At 58.5% G+C, this 19413-nt stretch carries 12 protein-coding genes; 9 read left to right on the top strand and 3 right to left on the bottom strand.

From position 1 onward, the window contains the following. Positions 1-8: 8 nt before the first annotated feature. Positions 9-557: a helix-turn-helix domain-containing protein gene (locus tag B3X29_RS22195; RefSeq protein WP_290567606.1), complete on the bottom strand. Its 549-nt coding sequence runs from the start codon at positions 555-557 to the stop codon at positions 9-11. Between the two features lie 103 nt (positions 558-660). Here B3X29_RS22195 and B3X29_RS22190 point away from each other — a divergent pair, with 103 nt between their 5' ends. Together B3X29_RS22190 and B3X29_RS22185 are read left to right on the top strand one after the other, a co-directional pair. Continuing rightward, complete coding sequence (locus B3X29_RS22190) at positions 661-1320, top strand: AzlC family ABC transporter permease (protein ID WP_103177541.1); 660 nt, start codon at positions 661-663, stop codon at positions 1318-1320. After that, on the top strand, positions 1320-1643 hold the full coding sequence (locus B3X29_RS22185) for an AzlD domain-containing protein (protein WP_103177542.1): 324 nt from the start codon (positions 1320-1322) through the stop codon (positions 1641-1643). Before B3X29_RS22190 ends, B3X29_RS22185 begins: the two co-directional genes overlap by 1 nt. A gap of 41 nt (positions 1644-1684) precedes the next feature. Here B3X29_RS22185 and B3X29_RS22180 read toward each other — a convergent pair whose 3' ends face one another. Beyond that, positions 1685-1897: a DUF1471 domain-containing protein gene (locus B3X29_RS22180; protein WP_159340292.1), complete on the bottom strand. Its 213-nt coding sequence runs from the start codon at positions 1895-1897 to the stop codon at positions 1685-1687. Between the two features lie 114 nt (positions 1898-2011). After that, positions 2012-2848: a formate dehydrogenase accessory sulfurtransferase FdhD gene (fdhD, locus tag B3X29_RS22175; RefSeq protein ID WP_156655389.1), complete on the bottom strand. Its 837-nt coding sequence runs from the start codon at positions 2846-2848 to the stop codon at positions 2012-2014. Positions 2849-3251: 403 nt separating this feature from the next. Here fdhD and fdnG point away from each other — a divergent pair, with 403 nt between their 5' ends. The 7 genes from fdnG (at position 3252) to B3X29_RS22140 (ending at position 19347) form a co-directional block, all read left to right on the top strand. Then, a complete protein-coding gene (gene fdnG / locus B3X29_RS22170; protein WP_156655520.1) occupies positions 3252-6302 on the top strand; it encodes a formate dehydrogenase-N subunit alpha in 3051 nt (1016 codons plus the stop codon). A 12-nt stretch (positions 6303-6314) separates the two neighbouring features. Continuing rightward, positions 6315-7217: a formate dehydrogenase subunit beta gene (gene fdxH / locus B3X29_RS22165; protein ID WP_103177556.1), complete on the top strand. Its 903-nt coding sequence runs from the start codon at positions 6315-6317 to the stop codon at positions 7215-7217. Beyond that, positions 7214-7849, top strand: coding sequence for a formate dehydrogenase cytochrome b556 subunit (gene fdoI / locus B3X29_RS22160; protein ID WP_103177557.1), 636 nt, complete (start codon positions 7214-7216; stop codon positions 7847-7849). The genes fdxH and fdoI overlap by 4 nt, the downstream gene beginning before the upstream one ends. Continuing rightward, a complete protein-coding gene (gene fdhE / locus B3X29_RS22155) occupies positions 7846-8775 on the top strand; it encodes a formate dehydrogenase accessory protein FdhE (RefSeq protein ID WP_156655390.1) in 930 nt (309 codons plus the stop codon). Before fdoI ends, fdhE begins: the two co-directional genes overlap by 4 nt. A 159-nt stretch (positions 8776-8934) precedes the next feature. After that, complete coding sequence (locus tag B3X29_RS22150) at positions 8935-10620, top strand: ShlB/FhaC/HecB family hemolysin secretion/activation protein (protein ID WP_159340291.1); 1686 nt, start codon at positions 8935-8937, stop codon at positions 10618-10620. Between the two features lie 2 nt (positions 10621-10622). After that, positions 10623-11135, top strand: a complete 513-nt coding sequence (locus B3X29_RS22145; protein ID WP_159340316.1) for a toxin-activating lysine-acyltransferase — start codon at positions 10623-10625, stop codon at positions 11133-11135. Between the two features lie 19 nt (positions 11136-11154). Then, positions 11155-19347, top strand: coding sequence for a hemagglutinin repeat-containing protein (locus B3X29_RS22140; RefSeq protein WP_290567604.1), 8193 nt, complete (start codon positions 11155-11157; stop codon positions 19345-19347). Positions 19348-19413: the final 66 nt, after the last annotated feature.

Below are 19413 nucleotides of genomic sequence, written 5' to 3'. Positions count from 1 at the left end.
TCTTTGGGTTAGTTTTGTTCCGCCACCATGAGCGCATACGTATCGGGCTCAAGGGCTTTGAAGAGATGCGGCTGGTCGGCAGGATAGCAAATATAGTCCCCTGGCCCCAGCTCCTCGGGCGATTCGGTCAGGCCAATCAGCGCCCGCCCCTTCATCACAATAATATGCTCAACCGAACCCGGCGGGTGCGGATGGGAGATACGATCCGCGCCGGGCTGGGCCATCAAAATATAGATATCGCGTCGGGCGCCCGGCGGGCATGCCGCCAGTAAAATGGCCTCATAGTTTGCCTGTTCCGCCATCACTTTTGTGCCTTCACCCAGGCGGATCACCTGGGTGGCAGGCTGCTGCGGTTCAAGCAGGCGGGCAAACGGAATATCCAGCGCCACACATAGCGACCATAACGTTTCGAGGCTGGGGTTGCCGTTACCGGACTCCAGCTGGGAGAGCGTGGATTTGGCGATCCCGGCACGGCGGGCGATCTCCGCCAGTGAAAGCCCGGTCCGCGTGCGCTCTCGCACCAGACTTTTGGCGATCACGCTAATTGGCTGCGTCATAAAACGATCTCACACACTGTTAAAACGAACGAATCGTTCATCTTGATAAACGATCTTATTGCGTTCATTATAATGGATACTCGTTCGATATGGCTAAATTTGTATGAAGCACACATTCTCTTGTCTCAATGGCGACACGGTCAAAGCCATCATCCTGGTCTGTCTGGCGGTGGGCGTCGTGGGGATGTCCTACGGCTCGCTGGCGATGGCGTACGGTTTTCCGCTGTGGGTGCCGTTTGTTCTCTCCATTTCGGTGCTGGCGGGCGCCTCGGAATTTATGTTTATCGGCATTGTCGCCAGCGGCGGTAATCCCCTTGCCGCGGCCGCCGCCGGGCTGCTGGTCAATGCCCGCCACGTACCATTTGGCGTAACGGTGCGTGAGCTGGTGGGCAAACGCGGCGCCAGCTTGCTGGGCTGTCACATTATGAATGACGAAAGCGTGGTCTTTGGCCTGTCGCAAAAAACGCCGGAACAGCGTAAAGCCGCCTACTGGCTCTGCGGCCTGGGGGTGGCCATCATCTGGCCGCTGGGCACCCTGCTGGGAGCGATGGTCGGCAAACTGCTGCCGGAGCCGGAGACCATCGGGCTGGATGCGGTCTTCCCGGCCATTTTGCTGGCCTTAGTCGTGCCCGCCTTTAAAAACCGCACCACGCTGATTCGCGCCTGTAGCGGGGCGGCGTTGTCCCTGGCCGCGGTGCCGTTTGCGCCGGTGGGGCTGCCGGTGCTGCTCTCCCTGCTTGGCCTCGCGGCGAGGAAGAAATAATGGAAAATATAACCGTCTTTATTCTTGGCATCGCCCTGCTTTCCGCAGGCACCTACCTGATGCGTCTCGGCGGGGCGAAACTGGGCAGCCGGTTAGCGCTGTCTGAACGCTCCCAGGCGCTGCTCTCGGATGCGGCAACGGTGTTGCTCTTTTCGGTGGCGCTGGCGACCACCTTCTATGAAGGAGAACATTTCGCCGGGATGGCGCGGGTGTTGGGTGTGGCCTTTGCGGTGTTCCTCGCCTGGCGCAAGGTGCCGTTGATTTTCGTGATTGTCGCGGCGGCGGTGGTTACGGCGCTATTACGTCTGGCGGGCATAAACTAAAAAAGCGCCCCGGGGGCGCTCTTTCGACAGATGCTTTGTGCTTATTTGTTCAGTTCAGCGGTCATGTGTACACGGTTACCGGAGAAGGCCTGGGTAATGGTGTAAGAGGAGGCGCCGGCCTGCTCAGCCTGAGCGGCAATTTTCGCTTCCGCGCCTTCAATGGTGCTGGCTGAGGCGGTGACGGACTGGGCAGCGAAAGAACCGAAAGAAGTAGCCAGAGCGATTACTGCGACAAAAGTTTTGATGCTTTTCATGATGTAAATCCTTTCAGTAAGTTGTTGGTGTAAGGCGCCGTGCCTTGATGTGATAAATAATAGACCTCATCACCGACAACTGATAGCGGAAGGATTTGCTCTAAACATTCAAAATTATTGATCAATTATCAGACGCCCCGGATGGGTATACACCGTGGCCCTTCCCGGCTTGCAGAAGCCCACCAGCGTCAGGTTACAGCGCTCTGCCACCTCCACCGCCAGGGTGGTGGCGGCCGAGACGGCAAACAGGATCTCAACGCCGCACATAGCGGCCTTCTGCACCATCTCATAGCTGGCGCGGCTGGAGACAAGCGCAGCGCCCTGCTGCCAGACGTCGCTTTCCCCGGCCCGACGGCCCAACAGTTTATCCAGCGCCACATGTCGCCCGACGTCCTCATGCCCGCCCGCAATCTCGCCGTTCGGTAATACCCAGGCGGCGGCATGGGTACATCCGCTTAGCTGCCCGATAGGCTGCACGTCGTTGAGATGCGCAAGCGCCCGATCGAGGTGGGCCAGGTTAAAGCGCTGGGTGAACGGCAGCGGCACCACGGGCTTGCCAATATCGTTAAGCTGCTCCACGCCACAGACGCCGCAGCCGGTGCGTCCGGCCAGCGCGCGGCGGCGCTCTTTGAGGGCCATAAAACGACGGCTGGAGAGCTCAATCTGCACTTCGAGACCATTGCAAACGGATATCACCTCCATGCCGTAGATCTCACGCGGGTGCTCAATGATGCCTTCAGACAGCGAAAAGCCGATGGCAAACAGCGCCAAATCTTTGGGGGAGGCCATCATTACCACATGGGAGATACCGTTATAAACCAGCGCGACGGGCACCTCTTCCGCCAGAAAATCGGGAGTCGGGAGGCTAATCTGAGGGGGTCTGTGTACCCGGCGTTCTGCCACACCGGCAGGCAGTGACGTAAGGTGGGTATCACCATTTTGTTTCAACACAACGCATTTCCTGAGCAACCACGTGGGGAGGCCTGCTATTGCACCATACTTTTCCGGCCTGGCGCATAGTATGGATCAATTTTTACCGCTCTGTCCGCGCAACTTTACCTGAGGGACAAACCCGACGCATGAACAGGTTTGTAACAGTTCGGGGGCACCATGTGATCAATATCACATTTTATAATCATCACCGTGATAATACGTTCACTTTGTTTTAACGCCGTTGGAACAAGCGTACCGACATTGTGGTATTCTGGCATACCCCTCGTGGAAATGAGGGTTTAACGCAAATTTTCAACTTTGCGGTCAAAAAATCAACCGTGAAGTAAAACAATAATGACCCCAAATAATTCGCGCAGGCGTGAAGAGTGAAGGGTAGCAATGTCGAAACAAGGAGTGACCCATGCAGGTCAGCAGAAGGCAGTTCTTTAAGATCTGCGCTGGCGGTATGGCAGGCACCACGGCAGCAGCACTGGGCTTTGCGCCCGGCGTCGCGCTGGCGGAAACGCGGCAGTATAAACTGCTGCGCACCCGCGAAACCCGTAATACCTGTACATACTGCTCCGTCGGCTGTGGGCTGTTAATGTATAGCCTCGGCGACGGCGCGAAAAACGCCAAAGCATCTATTTTCCATATTGAAGGGGACCCGGATCATCCGGTTAACCGCGGCGCGCTCTGCCCGAAAGGGGCCGGTCTGGTGGACTTTATTCACTCCGAAAGCCGCCTGAAATATCCTGAGTATCGTGCGCCAGGTTCAGATAAATGGCAGCAAATCAGCTGGGAAGAGGCATTTGACCGCATCGCCACACTGATTAAAAAAGATCGCGATGCCAACTTTATTGCCCAGAATGCAGATGGCGTAACGGTAAACCGCTGGCTCTCCACCGGCATGCTGTGCGCCTCGGCCTCCAGCAACGAAACCGGCTATTTAACCCAGAAATTTACGCGCGCACTCGGTATGCTCGCGGTCGACAACCAGGCGCGTGTCTGACACGGACCAACGGTAGCAAGTCTTGCTCCAACATTTGGTCGCGGTGCGATGACCAACCACTGGGTCGACATCAAGAACGCCAACCTTATTGTGGTGATGGGCGGTAACGCCGCTGAAGCGCACCCTGTTGGGTTCCGCTGGGCGATGGAAGCCAAAATCCACAACGGTGCGAAACTGATTGTGATCGATCCCCGCTTTACGCGTACAGCGTCGGTGGCGGATTTCTACACCCCTATTCGTTCAGGTACTGACATCACTTTCCTGTCAGGCGTACTGCTGTACCTGATGACTAACGAAAAATATAACCGCGAATACACCGAAGCCTATACCAACGCCAGCCTGATCGTGCGTGAGGATTACCACTTCGAAGATGGCCTGTTCAGCGGTTACGACGCCGAAAAACGCAAGTACGACAAAACCAGCTGGAACTACGAGCTGGACGAGAATGGCTTTGCGAAGCGCGACACCACCCTGCAACACCCGCGCTGCGTGTGGAATCTGCTGAAAGAGCACGTTTCCCGCTATACGCCGGAGGTTGTCGAAAACATCTGCGGGACGCCGAAAGCGGACTTCCTGAAGGTGTGCGAGATGATCGCTGAAACCAGCGTTCACGATAAAACCGCCTCGTTCCTGTATGCCCTCGGCTGGACGCAACACTCCATCGGCGCGCAGAACATTCGTACTATGGCGATGGTTCAGCTGCTGCTCGGCAACATGGGAATGGCAGGCGGCGGCGTGAACGCCCTGCGCGGCCACTCCAACATTCAGGGTCTGACCGACCTCGGCCTGCTGTCGCAGAGCCTGACCGGTTACATGAGCCTGCCAAGTGAGAAACAGACCGATCTCCAAACCTACCTGACGGCCAGCACGCCAAAACCGCTGCTTGAAGGTCAGGTGAACTACTGGAGCAACTATCCGAAGTTCTTCGTCTCGATGATGAAAGCCTTCTTCGGTGACAAGGCGACGGCGGAAAACAGCTGGGGCTTTGACTGGCTGCCGAAGTGGGACAAAGGCTACGACGTTCTGCAGTACTTCGAGATGATGCACCAGGGCCAGGTCAACGGCTATATCTGCCAGGGCTTTAACCCGGTTGCCTCGTTCCCGAACAAGAACAAGGTTGTGGCATCCCTGTCGAAACTGAAGTTCCTGGTCACCATTGACCCGCTCAATACCGAGACCTCGACCTTCTGGCAGAACCACGGCGAATCGAACGACGTCGATCCGTCGACGATTCAGACCGAAGTGTTCCGTCTGCCATCCACCTGCTTCGCGGAAGAGAACGGCTCTATCGTTAACTCCGGCCGCTGGCTGCAGTGGCACTGGAAGGGTGCAGACGCCCCGGGCATCGCCATGAACGACGGCGAGATCCTGGCCGGTATCTTCTTACGCCTGCGTAAGATGTACGCGGCTGAAGGCGGCGCGAACCCGGAACCGGTGCTGAACATGACCTGGAACTACTCGACGCCGGAGAATCCATCCCCGGAAGAGGTGGCGATGGAGAGCAACGGTAAGGCGCTGGCAGACGTTATCGACCCGGCCACCGGGGCGGTGCTGGCGAAGAAAGGCGATCAGCTGAGTACCTTTGCCCATCTGCGCGACGACGGCACCACCTCCAGCGGCTGCTGGATCTTTGCCGGTAGCTGGACGCCGAAAGGCAACCAGATGGCTAACCGCGATAACGCCGACCCGTCGGGCCTCGGCAATACGCTGGGCTGGGCATGGTCTTGGCCGCTGAACCGCCGCATTCTCTATAACCGTGCCTCTGCTGACCCGCAGGGCAACCCGTGGGATCCGAAGCGTCAGCTGCTGAAGTGGGACGGCGCGAAGTGGGGCGGCGTGGATATTCCGGACTACAGCACCGCGCCTCCGGGCAGCGATGTCGGGCCGTTTATCATGCAGCCTGAAGGGATGGGACGCCTGTTTGCTATCGATAAGATGGCGGAAGGGCCATTCCCGGAACACTACGAGCCGTTTGAGACGCCGCTGGGCACTAACCCGCTGCACCCGAACGTGGTCTCTAACCCGGCCGCCCGTATCTTTAAGAGCGATTTCGAGGCGTTGGGCAAAAAAGACAAGTTCCCGTATGTGGGCACCACTTACCGTCTGACCGAGCACTTCCACTACTGGACCAAGCACGCGCTGCTGAACGCCATCGCGCAGCCGGAGCAGTTTGTGGAGATCGGCGAGAAGCTGGCGAACAAGCTCGGCATCGCCCATGGCGACACCGTGAAGGTCTCCTCTAACCGCGGCTACATCAAGGCCAAGGCAGTGGTGACCAAGCGTATTCGCACGCTGAACGTTCACGGTCAGGATGTGGATACCATCGGTATTCCGATTCACTGGGGTTATGAGGGCGTGGCGAAGAAAGGGTTTATTGCCAACACCCTGACGCCGTTCGTCGGCGATGCGAACACGCAGACGCCGGAGTTTAAGGCCTTCCTCGTGAACGTGGAAAAGGTGTAACGGAGACGACTTATGGCTTATCAATCGCAAGACATCATTCGTCGTTCCGCGACTAACGGGTTCACCCCCGCGCCCCAGGCGCGGGACCACCAGCAGGAAGTGGCGAAGCTTATCGACGTAACCACCTGTATCGGCTGTAAAGCCTGTCAGGTGGCCTGTTCAGAGTGGAACGACATCCGTGACGAAGTGGGTCACAACGTCGGGGTTTATGATAACCCCGCCGACCTGACCGCCAAGTCCTGGACGGTAATGCGCTTCTCGGAAGTGGAGCAGAACGACAAACTGGAGTGGCTGATCCGCAAAGATGGCTGTATGCACTGTGCGGATCCGGGCTGCCTTAAGGCGTGTCCGTCGGAAGGAGCGATCATTCAGTATGCCAACGGCATCGTCGACTTCCAGTCCGAGCAGTGCATCGGCTGCGGCTACTGCATCGCCGGCTGCCCGTTCGACGTGCCGCGCATGAACCCGGAAGACAACCGCGTCTACAAATGCACGCTGTGCGTTGACCGCGTGAACGTCGGCCAGGAGCCGGCGTGCGTGAAGACCTGCCCGACCGGCGCTATCCACTTTGGCTCCAAAGAGGATATGAAAACCCTGGCGGGTGAGCGCGTAGCCGAGCTGAAAACCCGCGGCTACGACAACGCGGGCCTGTACGATCCGGCCGGTGTTGGCGGCACGCACGTCATGTACGTGCTGCACCACGCCGACAAGCCGAATCTGTACCACGGCCTGCCGGAGAACCCGGAGATCAGCGCGACCGTGAAGTTCTGGAAAGGTATCTGGAAGCCGCTGGCAGCGGTGGGCTTTGCTGCCACCTTCGCCGCGAGCATCTTCCACTACGTGGGTGTCGGTCCGAACCGTGCGGAAGAGGAAGAGGACAACCTGGATGAAGAGAAAGACGAGGTGCGCAAATGAAAAGACGTGACACCATCGTGCGCTACACGGCGCCGGAACGTATCAACCACTGGGTCACCGCCTTCTGCTTCATGCTGGCGGCGATAAGCGGGCTGGGGTTCTTCTTCCCCTCCTTCAACTGGCTGATGCAGATCCTGGGTACGCCGCAGCTGGCGCGCATCCTGCACCCGTTCGTGGGTGTGGTGATGTTTGCCTCGTTCATCATCATGTTTTTCCGTTACTGGCACCATAACCTAATCAATCGGGATGATATCTTTTGGGCGAAGAATATTCGTAAGATCGTCGTCAACGAGGAAGTGGGTGACACCGGGCGTTATAACTTCGGCCAGAAGTGCGTATTCTGGGCGGCGATTATCTTCCTGGTCCTGTTGCTGGTGAGCGGCGTGATCATCTGGCGTCCGTACTTTGCGCCTGCTTTCTCAATCCCGGTAATCCGATTTGCGTTAATGCTGCATTCATTTGCCGCAGTGGCGTTAATTGTGGTTATCATGGTGCATATCTACGCCGCCCTCTGGGTGAAAGGCACCATTACCGCGATGGTGGAGGGCTGGGTTACCAAAACGTGGGCGAAGAAACATCACCCGCGCTGGTACCGCGAAGTCCGAAAGACAACGGAAAAGAAAACTGAATGAGTATTCGCATAATCCCGCAAGATGAGCTGGGTTCGAGCGAGAAACGCACGGCGGAAGTGATTCCGCCGTTACTGTTCCCCAGACTAAAAAACCTCTACAACCGCCGCGCGGAACGCCTGCGTGAGCTGGCTGAGAGCAACCCGCTTGGCGACTATCTGCGCTTTGCGGCGCTGATCGCCCACGCCCAGGAAGTGGTGCTGTACGACCATCCGCTGCAGATGGACCTGACCGCGCGCATTAAAGAGGCGAACGAGCAGGGCAAACCGCCGCTGGATATCCACGTTCTGCCGCGCGACAAGCACTGGCATAAGCTGCTGCATTCGCTTATTGCCGAACTGAAGCCTGAGATGAGCGGCCCGGCGCTGGCGGTGATCGAGAATCTTGAGAAAGCCTCCGAGCAGGAGCTGGAGCAGATGGCGAGCGCGCTGTTTGCCTCTGATTTTGCCTCGGTCAGCAGCGATAAAGCCCCGTTCATCTGGGCTGCCCTGTCGCTCTACTGGGCGCAAATGGCGAGCCTCATCCCGGGTAAAGCCCGCGCTGAATATGGTGAAGCCCGCCAGTTCTGCCCGGTGTGCGGTTCGATGCCGGTCTCCAGCATGGTGCAAATTGGGACCACTCAGGGGTTGCGCTACCTGCACTGCAACCTGTGTGAAACCGAGTGGCACGTGGTGCGCGTGAAGTGCAGCAACTGTGAACAGACCCGCGATCTGCACTACTGGTCGCTGGAAAATGAACAGTCCGCGGTGAAAGCCGAGAGCTGCGGCGATTGCGGCACCTACCTGAAGATTTTGTATCAGGAAAAAGACCCGAAAGTGGAGGCCGTCGCCGACGATCTTGCCACGCTGATACTGGACGCCAAAATGGAGCAGGAGGGCTTTGCCCGCAGCTCTATTAACCCGTTCCTGTTCCCGGGTGAAGGGGAGTAATCTCCTGTGAGAGTGCCGGGCGGCGCAAGCTTGCCCGGCCTACAGTACGTGCACGCTGCATTTTAGGATTCTGTTTACCTTCTCTGTATAGATAATCCGCCTCTCCTTCTTCACTATTGCCCCCCTAAAACATTACATTTTGTAAGGGATGGTATCGAAATGGAACTTCGACGCCTGGCGACGTGCATACCGATTTTCCTCAACAGCGCTTTATTCTGCCTTACGACGGCTACTAACGCTGCGCCAGGGGATGGGCAGTTTATCCTTCAGCAGCAACGCCAGCAGGTGCTGGAAGCGCAACTGAACCCACCTGTGCCGGATGTCCGGCTTGCCACTACCGTGGAAGACGGCGCAAGCGCAGCGTTTCCTGACGAATCTCCCTGTTTCGTTATCCATGATGTCACGCTTACCGGTCAGGAAGCCCTACCGCCCTGGTTGCTATTGCAGCGCCTCGCCGATCGTGCGGTCGGCAGATGCCTGGGCGCACACGGCATTAATCAGCTGATGAGTTCGCTTCAGAACCGGCTGATATCTCACGGCTGGACGACCGCACGCGTGCTGGCTCCTGGACAGGATATTAAAAATGGTCATTTAAAGCTGGCCGTTATCCCGGGAACCATTCGGCACGTCACCTTTACCGATGACAGCAGCCGCTGGCTTTGGCTCTATAGCGCCTTTCCGGCTCATGACGGCAATTTGCTGGATCTGCGGGACATTGAGCAAGGGCTGGAAAATCTGCAGCGCCTGCCCACCGTGCAGGTGGAGATGGAGATTGTTCCCGCCGAGCAACCTGGCGAGAGTGATATCATTATCTCCCGCCAGCAGAGCAAATTCTGGCGGCTTGGTCTGTCGTTGGATGACGCAGGTTCGACGTCAACCGGGCGCTATCAGGGGGGACTCACCCTCTCACTGGATAACCCGCTGGCGTTGAGCGATCTGTTCTGGTTTTCCGTTAACCACGATCTGCAAACCGGGCCGGAAAAAGGTAACCAGAACCTTAGCGCCCACTGGTCTGTTCCGGTGGGCTGGTGGGCCTTTTCTCTTACCGGCAGCGATTATCACTATCACCAGACGGTGGCCGGGCTGAGCGACGATTACCGTTATAGCGGTAAGAGCCAGAGTCTGGTGGCGCAACTCAGCCGGGTTCTGCACCGCAGCAGCGCGCAAAAAACCTCATTCACCTGGGACGTCGAGAGTCGTACGACGCGTAACTACATCAGCGACACAGAAATTGAAGTTCAACGCCGACACGTCTCCTCATGGAAAGCCGGGCTCCAGCATCGCCACTACCTTGGCCCGGCAACGCTGGATGCCGGAATAAGCTATCAACGCGGTACTCGCTGGTTTGGCGCTCAGCCAGCGCCAGAAGAGATGTTCGGTGAAGCCACGGCGCTAAGCCGCATTCTGCGTACCGATGCACGTCTGAGTCTGCCGTTTGCGCTGGTCAACCAGCGTTTCCGTTACGACATTGCATGGCAGCGTCAGACCAGTAATACGCCGCTCACCACGCAGGATCAGTTCTCTATCGGCGGTCGCTGGACCGTCCGCGGTTTCGATGGGGAACGCACGCTAAATGCCGATCGCGGCTGGCTGGTGCGTAACGATCTCTCTTGGCAGATCCCTCTTCCGGACACCGAATTCTATCTGGCTGCCGATTACGGCGAAGTGGCAGGCAAAGGAACGGAATACCTGACCGGAAACCACCTCGCCGGGGGGGCCACCGGGCTGCGCGGCACACTGTGGAAAGTGGGCTTTGACATGTTTGCCGGCGTTCCGTTCTCTCGTCCAGAAGGCTTTAAAACCAGCCCCGCCACCTTCGGCTTTAACCTGAATATGGCGTTATGACGATGCGCTACGGTGAATTTACGGTCCACTGCCCGCTGGTGCTGGGCAATACCCTTAATGAAGCGGAAGCCTTTGGCGCATCGGTCTGGCTTTGGATGCACTCTTTCAACCACCGGGATGCTCCGCTGCACGTGCTGCCCGTTGTCCTTCTACCGGTTATCAAACGTCAGCAGTACGTGCTGGTGGAAAAGGAAGGCCGCCCGATCTTTTTTCTGAGCTGGGCATGGATGAACGAAGAGGCTGAACATCGCTATCTCAACGACGCGACGGTTGTCCTGCCGGAAGCCGACTGGTGCAACGGGGATCGGTTGTGGTTTCGCGACTTTATCGCCCCCTTTGGCCATACGGAAGCCCTGTTCCGCCTGTTGCGCGAGGAGATTTTCCCGCATCAGATTGGCCGCTCGCTATGGCATCGCGGCGGTGAAAAGGGGCGTCGTATCAGAACCTTTTATGGCAAACGGGTGACGCGCGACACGCTGCTGGACTGGAAAAAGACGCATCCGCTGCACGGATAAAAAATAAAAGGATTTTCACATGAACAAACTTCTTTACCGTATCGTCTTCAACAAAGCGCGCGGCATGCTGATGGTGGTATCGGAGCTTGCCCGTGGCTGTTCCGGCAGCGCGCCCTCTTCCGGGATTTCGCATAACCACCAGTGCCTTATCTGCCGTATAGGTGCGATTAGCCTCGGTCTGTGGCTGGCAAGCGGTGCGATAGCGGTACAGGCGGCCGGGATTGTGGCAGATCAATCAGCGCCGAATAAACAGCAGGCGACCATCATCAGCACCGCCAATGGTACACCGCAGGTGAATATCCAGACGCCATCTCCAGGAGGCGTCTCCAGGAATACTTATAGCCAGTTCGACGTTGGCCAGAACGGGGTCATCCTTAACAACTCTCATAAAAATACCGCTACTCAGCTTGGCGGAATGGTCGCTGCCAACCCATGGCTGGCCAAAGGCGAGGCGAAAATTATCCTCAACGAGGTTAACGCTCGCAATCCAAGCCAGCTTAACGGCTTTATCGAAGTGGCAGGCCAAAAAGCGGACGTGGTCATCGCCAGCCCGTCGGGCATTACCTGTAATGGCTGTGGATTTATCAATGCCGGACGCGCCACGCTCACCACCGGTACCGCGCAGATGCAGAACGGAAAGATAACCGGCTATCAGGTTGAGCAAGGTGAAATTCACATTAACGGCAACGGGCTGGATTCAACCGGCCAGAACCACACCGATATTATTGGTCGTGCGGTGAAGGTAAACGCCGCCATTCATGCTCAGGATTTACGTGTGACAACCGGGCGTAACCGCGTCGATGCTGCTCATGAACAGATCGACGCGCTCGCGGATAACGGCACGGCAAAACCCAGCCTGGCGCTGGATGTCTCGCAAGTGGGCGGCATGTACGCGGGGAAAATTCGCCTTCGCGGGACGGAAAAAGGCGTCGGCGTACGTAATGCGGGCAACATCGGCGCAGAAGCCGGAATGGTCACCCTCTCCGCCGATGGACAAATCCAGAACAGCGGCGCCGTCTGGTCTTCAGAAGATATTGCCATCTCTGGCACCGCCGAGGTGCAGAACAGCGGATCTATCGCCGCTCAGCATAATGTCAGCCTCACAGGCAAAACGATTACCAACACCGGTACCTTGGCCGCAGGCGTTCAGCCAGACGGCACAATGGGCAGCGGTGGAGATCTGATGCTCAGCGCCAGCGGTAAGCTAGAACTGCACGGACAGAATCTGGCCGGTGGTAACCTGAACGCCTCCGGCCAAGGTTTGGACGCTTCCGGCAGCCTGACGCAGGCGAAAAACATTACCCTCAACTCTGGACAAGGCGATCTAAGTACCGCCAGCGCACAGATTGTGGCGGATGACACGCTTAGCGCCATAACGCCCGGCACCCACGATAACCGCAGCGGCCTGCTGGCTGCCGGGAAACTCACGCTTACGGCGAAAGCGTTACTGAACCAGAAAGGTCAGATCAGCCAGAGCGGGACAGAGGCGCTGGCACTCAACCAACAGGGCGGAATCGATAACCGCGACGGCATGATTGCCGCCAATGCCGCGATAACTGTGAATACCGCCTCGCTGGATAACCGTAAAGGCCACATTCTGGCGGCTGAGATGGGCAGTCTTTCATTGCAGACAACCGGCGGAGTGGATAACCACGAGGGCGTGCTGGCTGCCGCGCAAAACGTCAGCGTGACGACAGACACATTGCGCAATGACGACGGGCTTATCAGTGCTGAAAACGGCCACATCGCACTCACCAGTAAAAACCAGGTAACGAACGTCGGCGGGCAAATCGCTGCCCGCAGCACCCTGGCCCTCGACAGCGGCGCACTGAATAACGACGAAGGGCTTATCCAGTCCGGCGCAGGAATGGCCATCAATACTCACGGTAGCCGCCTTTCAAACAAAAATACCCTCGCCACGGGGGGCATCGTCAGTGTTGGTGAGCTGAATATTCACGCCAGCGCCATCGATAACCAGCTCGGCGCCATCCACGCAGGGGGAGCACTGAACGCCAGTACCGAAACGCTGGACAACACGCAGGGAGTGCTGGTCTCTGGCGATAACGCGCGTCTGGAAACGGCCGGGATCGTCAATCAGCAAGGGACTATGGTTGCTCAACGCGATCTCAGCCTTACTGCGCAACGGCTGGATAACGACAGCGGCGGGCTGGTGCAGAGCGGTGGCGATCTCACGCTAAACAGTGAACATATCAGCAACCGCGACAGCGGGGACGCGGGCGGGATCGTCAGTCAGGGAAATATGTCGATCACCACAAACGACCTGCAAAACAATACCGGGGTCGTGCTGGCAGGAAAAGGGGCGACGGTGAACGCCGCCCGCTTCAGCAATATCGCTGGCACGCTGGTCGCACTGGAGGCGCTGAAGCTCGCAACACAAAGCGATACGGATAACCGCGAGGGGATTATTCAGGGCGCAGGCATCTCCCTTGATACGCACGGCCATCTGCTGAATAACCAGCAGGGCACGCTCTATAGCCTGGCGGCGATGCAGCTGGCAACGGGTGAGCTGAACAACCAGAACGGCACACTCGGGGCGAAGGGCGACGTTACGCTGAAGGCAACTTCGCTGGACAACCGTACCGGTGGGCGCGTGGTAAGCGAACAGGCGATCGCGTTGGATCTTGAGCGTGTGGATAACCAGCAGGGTGAGATACAGTCTCTCGGCAACCTGATGGTTAACGCCGTATCCGGGCTTATCGACAACACCCTGGGGCTGATGCGCAGCGGCGCTACGGTGACGCTTCACGCCGCTTCCCTGGTTAACCGCAACACCCAGGCGGCGGAGAAAGGTATAGAGGGGCTGGAGATAAAAATCGTCAGCCAGCAGCTCGATAACACCCAAGGAACGGTGCTTTCCGGCGATACGCTGGATATTGCTAACGCCGGAACCCTTGATAATACCCAGGGCGAACTGTCTGCCGCAGGGGAACTGTCGCTGAGCGGTGCGGCTCTGCGCCTTGTCAACACTGGCGGCGTGACGTTAGCCGGTGAGAAGGCCACCATTGACGCGGAGGAGCTGACGGGAGATGGGCGATTGCTTTCGCTCGGGGAGATGACCATCAACACGCGTCAGGCCTTTGACAACCAGGGGGATGTCATCGCCAATGATAATCTCACCTTTACCACGCTGGGCAGCGTGACCAACAGCGGCAACCTGCTGGCAGGTGAGAAGCTTAACTTCAGCGCCGCCAGCCTGCTGAATACCACGACTGGTGAGATTGCCGCTGGCGCGACGTGGCTTACGGTCACCGCTGATTTCAACAATTACGGCCTTATCGACGGTAGCCAGACGTGGCTTAAAGCAGGCACGCTGACCAACGCCGGAACGGGTCGCATCTATGGCGATCATCTTTCACTCCAGGCGGCCACGCTAAACAACCTCGCGCAAGGTGAAAAAGCGGCAACCATCGCCGGTCGTCAACGCGTGGACATCGGTGCGGACACAATCAACAACCGCGACCACGCGCTTATCTACAGCGATGGCGTGCTGGCTATCGGCGGTCAGGTGAACGAAAATGGCTTTGCCACCGGCCAGGCACGCACGTTGAACAACCACAGCGCGACCATTGAATCTGCTGGCGATATGATCCTTTCTGTCAGCCAGCTCAATAACATCAACGATCATTTCAGCACCGAAATGCAGTGGATCTCCACCGAGCAGATGCACGAGTACCAGCATAAGGGATCGCCTGACCGCTGGGACGCCAGCACTGAAGGCGTGTTTGTCGACCGCAACTCTGCTGACAAGCTGTTGAACCTCAACACGCCGGATGATACCGGGGCCAATAATGACAACTTTTACGAGTACAACTATACCCGCACCATTGAAGAGGAGGTGATTGTAGAGAGCGACCCGGGCAAGATCCTCTCGGGCGGCCAGATGGTCATCAGCGCGAACCACGTTCTGAACGACAAAAGCCAGATTGTGGCGGGAGGAACGCTCGGTATCTTCGCCGATACGGTAGATAACGTGATGCCAGAAGGCAGCCGGCGGATCACCGATGAAGGTTCCGTGACCCACTACAGCCGTAAGTCCAAAAAAGGCGGCGACTCGCAGGGCAAAAGCACCTCAGACTATGTGCCACCCACGGTGATCCAGTCGATTACCCTCTCACCCGGCAGGATGGACGGCAACAGCCAGGCCGAAGGTAGCGGCATGACCCTCTCCCCCGCCACCGCACGCGGGACAGATGCCGTGCTCAATGGAACCGGTGACCTGTCCGTCGGTGTGGATGTGGCCTCGCCGGAATCACCTGCCAGCGATACGTCAGGAAAATGGATCGAAACGCCTGCCAGCGGCGCGGAGAATGGCGTGATCCGCGCGATCGCTCCCGATACACGTCTGCCGGATACCAGCCTGTTCAACACCCTACCGGCGCCGGAGGCCCATTATCTGATTGAAACCGATCCGCGATTCACAAACAATAAAATGTGGCTGGGTAGCGACTACATGCAGGACGCATTCGCGCTGAACCATGACAACATGCACAAACGTCTGGGTGACGGTTACTACGAACAGCGGCTGGTTCGTGAGCAGATCATTGCCCTGACAGGCGGCCGTTACCTGGGCGATCACCGTGACGACGAAACACAATTCAGAGCGCTGATGGATGCAGGCATTGCCTTCGGCAAGGCGCATCAGCTCATACCTGGCGTGGCGCTCACTGCCGAACAGATGAGCCTGCTGACAGAAGATATGGTATGGCTGGTCAATACCCGCGTGCAGCTTGCAGATGGAAGCTGGCAGACGGTAATGGTGCCGCAGGTGTATGTTCGCGTACAGCCGGGCGACGTTAACGGTTCTGGCGCGCTGATGGGCGGCCAGAACGTAGTGATGAACCTGAACCGCGATCTGGTGAACAGCGGTACGCTTCATGGCCGGGAGGTGGTACAGCTTAGCGCAGACATGCTTACCAACCGCGCCGGCACGATTCAGGGAGCGGACGTCAGCCTGCTGGCCCGCACGGATATCAACAATATCGGCGGTACGATTTCCGGCCACAATTCAGTGCTGGCGACTGCCGGACGTGATATCAACCTCACTACCACCACCCGCAGCGCAGAAAGCACGACCGGTAAAAACAGCTTTGAGCGCACCACTATTGAGCGCGTGGCGGGTATCTACGTGCAGGGGGATGACGGCAAGCTGGTGCTAAACGCGGGACAGGATCTCAACCTGACCGCCGCGCAGGTCGTTAACAGCGGCAGCGACGGCCAGACGATACTTAACGCCGGACGCGATCTGAACCTTGCCACCGTGACCACCTCAGCCAGCGATAACCTGACGTGGGATAAAGATAACTGGCTGAAGCAGGCCGCCCTGCAGCAGGTGGGCAGCGAGGTGGCGGGCGAAGGCTCGCTCCTGATGATGGCCGGACGCGACGTTAACGCCGAAGCAGCCTCCGTCGAGGCGGGCAAAAGCCTCGGCGTCAGCGCAGGTCGCGACATTTCTATCGTGGCCGCCACCGATCGCAGCGAATTCGAGTCGCACCATAAATCCACCCGCAGTAGCAGCGCATTCTCTAAAAAAACCATTATTACCCACGATGTGGTGAACAGCGAGACAGCGCAGGGCTCCCTCTTCAGCGGCGACAGCGTAACCATGCAGGCAGGACGTGACCTGCTCGTTCAGGGCAGCGATGTTGTCGGTGATAACGATCTCCGCCTCTCGGCGCAGAACAACCTGACCATCACCACGGCGGAAGAGCGCAGCCAGGAAAGCCATAAGCGGCAGGAGAAAAGGTCCGGCTTCTCCGGCACGGGCGGCATCGGCTTTAGCTACGGCAGCAACACTCTGAAGGTGACGGATGATGCGCAGAATGTATCTCACCGGGGCAGCACAATCGGCTCGGTTAATGGCGACGTCACGCTGACTGCCGGTAATGCGCTTCAGGTGAACGGCTCCGATCTGGTGGCCGGTCACGACATGACGCTGGCAGGTAAAGACGTGCGCATCGTCGCTGCCACGGAGAGCAGCAGCCAGACCCATACGGTCGAGCAGAAATCCTCAGGCCTGACGCTGGCCCTGTCTGGCAGTGCGGGCAGCGCGCTCGACAGCGCCGTACGTACAACGACACGCGCCAGTGAAGCCGACAGCGGTCGTCTGGCGGCCCTTCAGGCGGTGAAAGCGGGGCTTTATGGCGTGCAGACGTCACAGGCGTTACGCCTGGACCAGGCCACTGGCGACCAGAAAGGCAACGATAACACTGTGGGCATCAGCCTTTCTTACGGCTCTCAGTCGTCAAAAACGACTCAGACCCGTGAGCAGACGCACGCCAGCGGAAGCAGCCTGACCGCCGGGAACAACCTCACCGTGGTAGCCACTGATGGCGATGTGCTGGTACAGGGCAGCAGCCTTGCGGCAGAGAACGATATGCTGATTCAGGCCAGCCGCGACGTAAACCTTATCTCCGCACAAAACACCTCCCGGCTCGACGGTAAAAATGAGAGCCACGGCGGCAGCGCGGGGATGGGTATTGGCTATGGCTCCGGCGGTGCGGGCATTAATTTCTCTGCTGGCCTCAATGCCGGTAAAGGTAAGGAGAAAGGCAATTCCACCACTTACACCGAAACCACGCTGAACACCGGGAATAATCTCGTGATTGTGAGCGGGCGCGACACCACCCTGAGAGGCGCACAAGCCAGCGGGGAACACATAGTGGCGGACGTTGGCCGCAATCTTACCCTGCAAAGCCAGCAGGACACCGACAGCTATAACAGCACTCAGAAGGGCATCAACGCAGGCGGCAACTTCAGCCTCGGGACGATGACCGGCTCGGGTGGCATCAGCGCCAGTCGCGATAAAATGGACAGCGATTACAAATCAGTGCAGGAGCAGACCGGGCTCTTCGCGGGTGACGGCGGCTTTGATATCCGCACGGGCGGCCACACCCAGCTGGATGGCGCCGTTATTGCCTCCACCGCGGCAGCTGAAAACAACCGCCTCGACACCGGGACCCTGGGCTGGCGGGATATCCGCAACCACGCGGAGTATTCGGTTGAGCATCAGAGCGCGGGCTTCAGTTCGGGCGGGGCCAGCATCGACGGCCAGTTCACCGGCAATATGGCCAGCAACCTGCTGGCCGGCATTAACAACCATGACAGCGCCGAAGGCACCACCCGCTCCGCCGTCGCGCAGGGCGATATCATCATCCGCGACCCGGCCAGCCAGAAGCAGGATACCGCCCGCCTCTCCCGCGACACGGCGAATGCCAACGATACCGTCGATGTTATCTTCGACAAAGCGCGCGAGCAGCGCAGGCTCGACGAGGCGCAGCTTATCAGCGATATCGGCAGTCAGATGTCGGACATTGCCCGCACCGAAGGCCAGATTGCGCAGCAAAAAGCCATGAAGGACCCCGCCGCCCTGCGTGCCGCCGAAGAGCAGCTCAGGGCCGGAGGCAACGCCAGCCCGACGCCGGAGGAGATTGCGGAACAGGCGGGCCGCACGGCGATGGCGGAGTACGGCACCGGCAGCGACATCCAGCGGGCCATCCAGGCCGCCACCGCCGCCGTGAAGGGTGCGGCTGGCGGAGATATAGCGGGTGCGCTGGCCGGGGCAGCTGCGCCGTACGTGGCGGAGGTCATCGGGCACCGTTCCGGGCTGGAGGACGGCATGGAAAAAGCCGCGGCCCACGCGGTGGCGAATGCCGCCCTCGCCGCCATGCAGGGGCAGAGCGCCCTGGCGGGCGCAGCAGGTGCCGTGGCCGGGGAGCTGGCAGGCTCGATTGCGAAGGAGATGTACGGGAAGGAGGTGGCTGAGCTGAGTGAAAGCCAGAAGCAGACCATCAGCAGCCTGGCAACCATCGCGGCGGGTATTGCGGGCGGCCTGGCGGGTGACGGTACGGCTGCGGCAGTGGCCGGGGCGCAGAGCGGGAAGACGGTGGTTGAGAATAATTCGCTGGCGCATGTCCTGGCGGCTATAGAGGCCAACAAGCCGGGAACCGTTGATTCATGGACAAAAGAGCAGCAGGAGCAAATCAGGGAAGCGTGCAGTGGGAACCCACCTGTATCCTGTGAAACCGTTGTGACCGCGATTGGGTGCGCGAGCAGCGCAGGCTCGACGAGGCGGAAGTTATCGACCACCCTCCGGGCTAGCAGACAGTATGAAAAAGACGCCGCTTACGCCTCATACATTGAAGCGCATTCAAACCGTTGTATTCGCATTTGCGAGCCGCTTTCCAGATTCTAATCCTCATCACCATCCTCTGTTTTCATCTGCATAAAACCAGGCTATAACGCTGTGTATCCATACAGG

Source organism: Leclercia sp. UBA5076 (assembly GCF_002416465.1).
Taxonomy (GTDB): Bacteria; Pseudomonadota; Gammaproteobacteria; order Enterobacterales; family Enterobacteriaceae; genus Enterobacter.
Note: the sequence above shows the minus strand (reverse complement) of the source record. Positions and strands in the feature narration are given on the sequence as shown.

What these genes read in the sequence shown, in the direction of transcription:
- fdxH (WP_103177556.1), top strand. Translation starts at nt 6,315, where the DNA reads ATGGCTTATCAATCGCAAGACATCATTCGTCGTTCCGCGACTAACGGG.
- fdoI (WP_103177557.1), top strand. Translation starts at nt 7,214, where the DNA reads ATGAAAAGACGTGACACCATCGTGCGCTACACGGCGCCGGAACGTATC.
- B3X29_RS22180 (WP_159340292.1), bottom strand. Translation starts at nt 1,897, where the DNA reads ATGAAAAGCATCAAAACTTTTGTCGCAGTAATCGCTCTGGCTACTTCT.
- B3X29_RS22185 (WP_103177542.1), top strand. Translation starts at nt 1,320, where the DNA reads ATGGAAAATATAACCGTCTTTATTCTTGGCATCGCCCTGCTTTCCGCA.
- B3X29_RS22190 (WP_103177541.1), top strand. Translation starts at nt 661, where the DNA reads ATGAAGCACACATTCTCTTGTCTCAATGGCGACACGGTCAAAGCCATC.
- B3X29_RS22140 (WP_290567604.1), top strand. Translation starts at nt 11,155, where the DNA reads ATGAACAAACTTCTTTACCGTATCGTCTTCAACAAAGCGCGCGGCATG.
- B3X29_RS22150 (WP_159340291.1), top strand. Translation starts at nt 8,935, where the DNA reads ATGGAACTTCGACGCCTGGCGACGTGCATACCGATTTTCCTCAACAGC.
- B3X29_RS22145 (WP_159340316.1), top strand. Translation starts at nt 10,623, where the DNA reads ATGCGCTACGGTGAATTTACGGTCCACTGCCCGCTGGTGCTGGGCAAT.
- fdhE (WP_156655390.1), top strand. Translation starts at nt 7,846, where the DNA reads ATGAGTATTCGCATAATCCCGCAAGATGAGCTGGGTTCGAGCGAGAAA.
- B3X29_RS22195 (WP_290567606.1), bottom strand. Translation starts at nt 557, where the DNA reads ATGACGCAGCCAATTAGCGTGATCGCCAAAAGTCTGGTGCGAGAGCGC.